General features: G+C 43.0%; 2 tRNA genes and 3 rRNA genes. All 5 read right to left on the bottom strand.

Features of this window, described 5'->3' with window-relative positions:
* Nucleotides 1-193 precede the first annotated feature (193 nt).
* Nucleotides 194-309 (bottom strand): 5S ribosomal RNA (rrf, locus tag LS65_RS09380).
* Between the two features lie 363 nt (nucleotides 310-672).
* Nucleotides 673-3,570: ribosomal RNA gene (locus LS65_RS09375) — 23S ribosomal RNA — on the bottom strand.
* Nucleotides 3,571-3,902: 332 nt separating this feature from the next.
* A tRNA-Ala gene (locus LS65_RS09370) sits at nucleotides 3,903-3,978 on the bottom strand.
* 185 nt (nucleotides 3,979-4,163) lie between these two features.
* Nucleotides 4,164-4,240: transfer RNA gene (locus tag LS65_RS09365), tRNA-Ile, on the bottom strand.
* A gap of 124 nt (nucleotides 4,241-4,364) precedes the next feature.
* Nucleotides 4,365-5,861 (bottom strand): 16S ribosomal RNA (locus tag LS65_RS09360).
* The 16S, 23S and 5S rRNA genes sit together here with 2 tRNA genes alongside, the layout of an rRNA operon.
* Nucleotides 5,862-6,443 lie beyond the last annotated feature (582 nt).

Raw genomic sequence — 6,443 nt, 5'->3', positions numbered from 1 at the left:
CCCTATAGCTTTAAAATTTAATCCTTATAAATTCACTATGAAAGTGAACCAATTAGGCTTTTTTTCTCTTCAATATTATAAATACAATTACAATAAAAGCGCAATCTCTCTAAATACTTATATATAAATAATAGATTTTGTATAAAATAGTAATGTAAAAAGAATCTTTAAGAAGTAAAGTGAATATTCCCTATCCCTGCATCGACCTACATTCCCACACTTGAAAAGTGCAGTATCATCAGCGAAGAGAAGCTTAACTGCCAGGTTCGGAATGGAGCTGGGTGTTGCCTTCTCTCTATAGACACAAGGAAAAGGGAAATAAAGATAATATTAACACACTCTAACCTTTTATGTATTGTAAATAAAATTATCTACATAAGAAGTTCTTTTAAAAAGCCTTAGTCATCATTTTGTATATAAGTATCTATATACAAAATGATGACTACCTATTTTGTTAGTATTGCACTTATCCTTATTTCCATTTTCCTATTCAACATTTTATCCTTTGCTTAGATAAAGTTGTCTTTTAGGGTTAAAGCCTCATAGTTTCTATCCTACAATTACCTTCATTTTTCTTACATAAGTCTGTATGATCTCTTTATGCAAGATTCTATAAAGTGATAAGTTATCGAGCGAAATTTTATTTCTATACACTCAATAAGGCAGTATCTTAGAAAAAAGCCAAACGGTCTATTAGTAGTAGTCAGCTAAACACATTACTATGCTTACACATCTACCCTATCAAGCAGCTAGTCTTGCTGCGACCTTCAGGGAAAGTTCATCTTGGAGTTGGCTTCCCGCTTAGATGCTTTCAGCGGTTATCACATCCACGCGTAGCTACCCAGCGATGCTCTTGGCAGAACAACTGGTACACCAGTGGCGTGTCCATCCCGGTCCTCTCGTACTAGGGACAGCTCTCCTCAACTTTCCTACGCCCACGGCAGATAGGGACCGAACTGTCTCACGACGTTCTGAACCCAGCTCGCGTACCGCTTTAAATGGCGAACAGCCATACCCTTGGGACCTGCTCCAGCCCCAGGATGCGATGAGCCGACATCGAGGTGCCAAACCTCCCCGTCGATGTGAGCTCTTGGGGGAGATCAGCCTGTTATCCCCGGGGTACCTTTTATCCTTTGAGCGATGACCCTTCCACACAGAATCACCGGATCACTATGACCGACTTTCGTCTCTGCTCGACTTGTTTGTCTTACAGTCAGGCTGGCTTATGCCATTACACTCTTCTTGCGATTTCCAACCGCAATGAGCCAACCTTTGCAAGCCTCCGTTACTTTTTAGGAGGCGACCGCCCCAGTCAAACTACCCACCAGGCATTGTCCTACTTGAGGATAACTCAAGCTAGTTAGCAGACAGAAACATTAAGGGTGGTATCTCAACGATGGCTCCATCTCCACCAGAGTGGAGATTTCAAAGCCTCCCACCTATCCTGCGCATAATGCTCCCATCGGCAGTGCCAAGCTGTAGTAAAGGTCCACGGGGTCTTTCCGTCTTGCCGCGGGTAGGAGGAATTTTCACCTCCACTACAATTTCACTGAATCCCTGGTTGAGACAGCTCCCATCTCGTTACGCCATTCATGCAGGTCGGTATTTAACCGACAAGGAATTTCGCTACCTTAGGACCGTTATAGTTACGGCCGCCGTTTACTCGGGCTTCAATTCAGAGCTTCGCATTGCTGCTAACTAATCCTCTTAACCTTCGAGCACCGGGCAGGCGTCACACCTTATACTTCCTCTTACGAGTTTGCAAAGTGCTGTGTTTTTGGTAAACAGTCGGGAGGGACTCTTTGCTGAGACCTACTCATCTATTGCTAGACTTTGGGCACACCTTATCGCGAACTTACGGTGCTAGTTTGCAGAGTTCCTTAACCAGAGTTCTTTCACGCGCCTTAGAATACTCATCTCATCTACCTGTGTCGGTTTGCGGTACGGGCAACATTAGCTAAACTTAGAGGCTTTTCTTGGCACGACGGCATCAATGGCACTCCAATTAAGCCGAAGCTCGCTTGAAGCTATTCAAGTTTCAAATACAGAGGCGGATTTGCCAATCCTCCAATCTACACTTTTAAGTTAGCATTTCCATCAGCTAACGCCATTTAGCCCTATGCGTCCCCCCATCGCACACTAATGTTGGTATGGGAATATTAACCCATTTTCCATCGACTACCCCTTTCGGACTTGTCTTAGGACCCGACTAACCCTACGATGACGAGCATCGCGTAGGAAACCTTAGACTTTCGGCGAAGTGGATTCTCACCACTTTTATCGCTACTCATTCCTGCATGCTCACTTCGCATCGCTCCAGCACTCCTTACCGGTATGCCTTCAACGCTGATACGAACGCTCTTCTACCACTGTGCATCAGCACAATCTACAACTTCGGTGTCTATCTTAGCCCCGTTATATTTTCTGCGCAAAATCACTAGACCAGTGAGCTGTTACGCTTTCTTTAAAGGATGGCTGCTTCTAAGCCAACCTCCTGGTTGTCTAAGTAACTTCACATCATTTTCCACTTAGAATAGAACTTTGGGACCTTAGTTGGTAGTCTGGGTTGTTTCCCTCTTGACGATTGATTTTATCACCCACCGCCTGACTCCCAAGATACGGTAATAGGTATTCGTAGTTTGACAGGGGTTGGTACCGCGGTGAGCAGCCCTAGCCCAATCAGAGCTCTACCCCCTATTACTATCACTTGAGGCTATACCTAAATATATTTCGAAGAGAACCAGCTATCACCAAGTTTGTTTGGCCTTTCACCCCTATCCACAGCTCATCCCAACCCGTTTCAATGGGTACGAGTTCAGTCCTCCATAAGCTATTACACTTACTTCAACTTGGCCATGGATAGATCACTTGGCTTCGGGTCTGCAGCATCTGACTAAACGCCCTATTAAGACTCGCTTTCGCTACGGCTTCACGTGTGCTTAACCTTGCCAGATACCACAACTCGCAGGATCATTATGCAAAAGGCAGTCCATCACCCTGATAAATCATAGGGCTCTGAATGATTGTAGGCAAATGGTTTCAGGTTCTATTTCACTCCGCTCACTGCGGTTCTTTTCACCTTTCCCTCACGGTACTTGTTCGCTATCGGTGTGATAGGAGTATTTAGGGTTGGAGAGTGGTCTCCCCTGCTTCAGCCCGGATTTCACGTGTCCTGACCTACTCTGGATACTGCTACCTAACAATCTCTTTTTGCATACGGGACTATCACCCTCTATGATTATCCTTTCCAGAATATTCTGCTAAAAGATTGCAGTGGATATTGCAGTCCTCAACCCCAGTAGCAAGCTACTGGTTTGCCCTTTTCCCCGTTCGCTCGCCGCTACTAAGAGAATCTCGTTTGATTTCTTTTCCTCTAGCTACTGAGATGTTTCACTTCGCTAGGTTCGCTCCTATTACAGGTAATACATATCTCTATGTATTGGGTTGCCCCATTCGGAAATCTAGGTATCAAAGCTTCTTGACAGCTCCACCTAGCTTATCGCAGTCTAGTACGTCCTTCATCGCCTCTATCACCCAAGGCATCCACCATTTGCCCTTAAAAGCTTTTTGTTTCTAAGGATACTGCCTTATTGAATGTATTTCAATAAGCAATATATCGCGTAATTGTAGTTAATTACTATATAGGCTTTAACAATAAATTTTCAAATAACTTTTAGACTTCATATACAATGAAAGCCTAATGCAAAGATTAAACAAATAAGTTATTAAATTTTCTAAAAACTTTTCAAACACATTTAAACCTTGCATTAAGCTTACAATCTATCTCACTCTGCAATCTTATAATACATTTGCTTTTTAATGTAGCTACCTTAATAAGCCTCTCTTTTAAGAAAACATATAGGATTATTCTCACACAACCCCTAAGAACTTTCTCTCCAAAGTGGTGGAGAATAGCGGGATCGAACCGCTGACCTCCTGCGTGCAAAGCAGGCGCTCTCCCAGCTGAGCTAATTCCCCAAAAGGACTATTAGATAAGAATCTAGTTTCTATATTCTTTCTCTTAATAGTTTGATAATTTAAAACGCAATTATTTTTTAATTATTTTGAAAGTTGTTGAAAAGTTTTTGAAGGGAGTTACCTTAAAGGTAATGACCAAAAAAAACTTTGAAAACTCTTTCAAAAGAATAAAAAAGAATTTCGTTTGGTGGGCTTAAGAGGACTTGAACCTCTGACCTCACCCTTATCAGGGGTGCGCTCTAACCACCTGAGCTATAAGCCCCTTAAGCTTACTATTTAACCGCTACTTTGGAGATCTCTGAAAACTAAGCAAGTCTATTTAGTTATTTTATTCTTTATAAGACATAGAGTGGTTAAAACAAGCAAATGTTTTAACATATCTCTAGAAAGGAGGTGATCCAACCGCAGGTTCACCTACGGTTACCTTGTTACGACTTCACCCCAGTCGCTGCATCCGCCGTGGGCGGTAACCAATTTAGTATCCCGACTTAAGGCGAATACAACTCCCATGGTGTGACGGGCGGTGAGTACAAGACCCGGGAACGTATTCACCGTGACATGGCTGATTCACGATTACTAGCGATTCCAGCTTCATGTAGTCGAGTTGCAGACTACAATCCGAACTGAGAGACGTTTTAGAGATTTGCTCCACCTCGCGGTATTGCTCCTCTTTGTGCGCCCCATTGTAGCACGTGTGTAGCCCTAGGCGTAAGGGCCATGATGACTTGACGTCGTCCTCACCTTCCTCCTCCTTACGAAGGCAGTCTCCTTAGAGTGCTCAGCCGAACTGCTAGCAACTAAGGACGAGGGTTGCGCTCGTTGCGGGACTTAACCCAACATCTCACGACACGAGCTGACGACAGCCGTGCAGCACCTGTTTTCAAGCTCCCTAAAAGGGCACTCCCATATCTCTATAGGATTCTATCAATGTCAAGCCTAGGTAAGGTTCTTCGCGTATCTTCGAATTAAACCACATGCTCCACCGCTTGTGCGGGTCCCCGTCTATTCCTTTGAGTTTTAATCTTGCGACCGTACTCCCCAGGCGGAATGCTTAATGCGTTAGCTGCATTACTGCCCTGTCAAGCAGGGCAACAACTAGCATTCATCGTTTAGGGCGTGGACTACCAGGGTATCTAATCCTGTTTGCTCCCCACGCTTTCGTGCATGAGCGTCAGTAATGTTCCAGTAGGTCGCCTTCGCAATGAGTATTCCTCTTGATCTCTACGGATTTTACCCCTACACCAAGAATTCCACCTACCTCTCCCACACTCTAGATAATCAGTTTCAAATGCAGTTCTATAGTTAAGCTATAGGATTTCACATCTGACTTGACTACCCGCCTGCGCACTCTTTACGCCCAGTGATTCCGAGTAACGCTTGCACCCTCCGTATTACCGCGGCTGCTGGCACGGAGTTAGCCGGTGCTTATTCGTGAGATACCGTCATAATCTTCTCTCACAAAAGGAGTTTACAATCCTAAAACCTTCATCCTCCACGCGGCGTTGCTGCTTCAGGGTTTCCCCCATTGAGCAATATTCCCTACTGCTGCCTCCCGTAGGAGTCTGGACCGTGTCTCAGTTCCAGTGTGTCCGTTCACCCTCTCAGGCCGGATACCCGTCATAGCCTTGGTGAGCCATTACCTCACCAACAAGCTGATAGGACATAGGCTGATCCTTTAGCGAAAAACTTTCCCCCGTAGGGAGTATCCAGTATTAATCACCGTTTCCAGTGGCTATCCTAGACTAAAGGGCACATAACCTATGCATTACTCACCCGTGCGCCACTAATCCACTTCTAGCAAGCTAAAAGCTTCATCGTTCGACTTGCATGTATTAGGCACGCCGCCAGCGTTCACTCTGAGCCAGGATCAAACTCTCCATAAAAATGGGGAATTTAGAATCAATAATGAAACCAAACTCTCCATAAAAGAATAGTTCTTTTTACTTAAATAAAAGATTCAAAGAACCCAATAAGGTTTTAGCCTTATTGATTTAAGGTTAAGTTTGTCCTTCATCTCTTAGTGCTTATCACAAAATCACAAAGACTAGAGTTTAAATTCTATACTAGAATCTAAAGTTAAGACTATATTTATAGTCTTCTCAAAGTCATATTTGAGTTGTAAGAATTGAACTAAGAAATACAAGTTTTTTATAATCTCTATGTATCAAGGATATAAAATAACTTCATTTTCTTGCTTAGATGTCAAAGATCATACCAAATATAACCAGCTAAAATAGCTTTAAGCTCTATCTTAAAAGCTAATGCAAACATTGATTATATTGATAAAGAACAACCATAAGAATTACTTATATAGCCTAACTTTTATTTCAAGCATAAGTTTATGTTAGCAATGTTTGTAACCTAAACAAAACCTCATAAAAATAGCTAAAACCTACAAGAAGAGACTAGAAGCTCAATCAAATGGGAGTGAAATACTACAAAATGAAGACTTAAAGTGGGCTTAA

Source organism: Helicobacter japonicus (genome assembly GCF_000762845.2).
GTDB lineage: Bacteria > Campylobacterota > Campylobacteria > Campylobacterales > Helicobacteraceae > Helicobacter_C > Helicobacter_C japonicus.
This window is presented reverse-complemented; position numbering and strand designations above follow the sequence as displayed.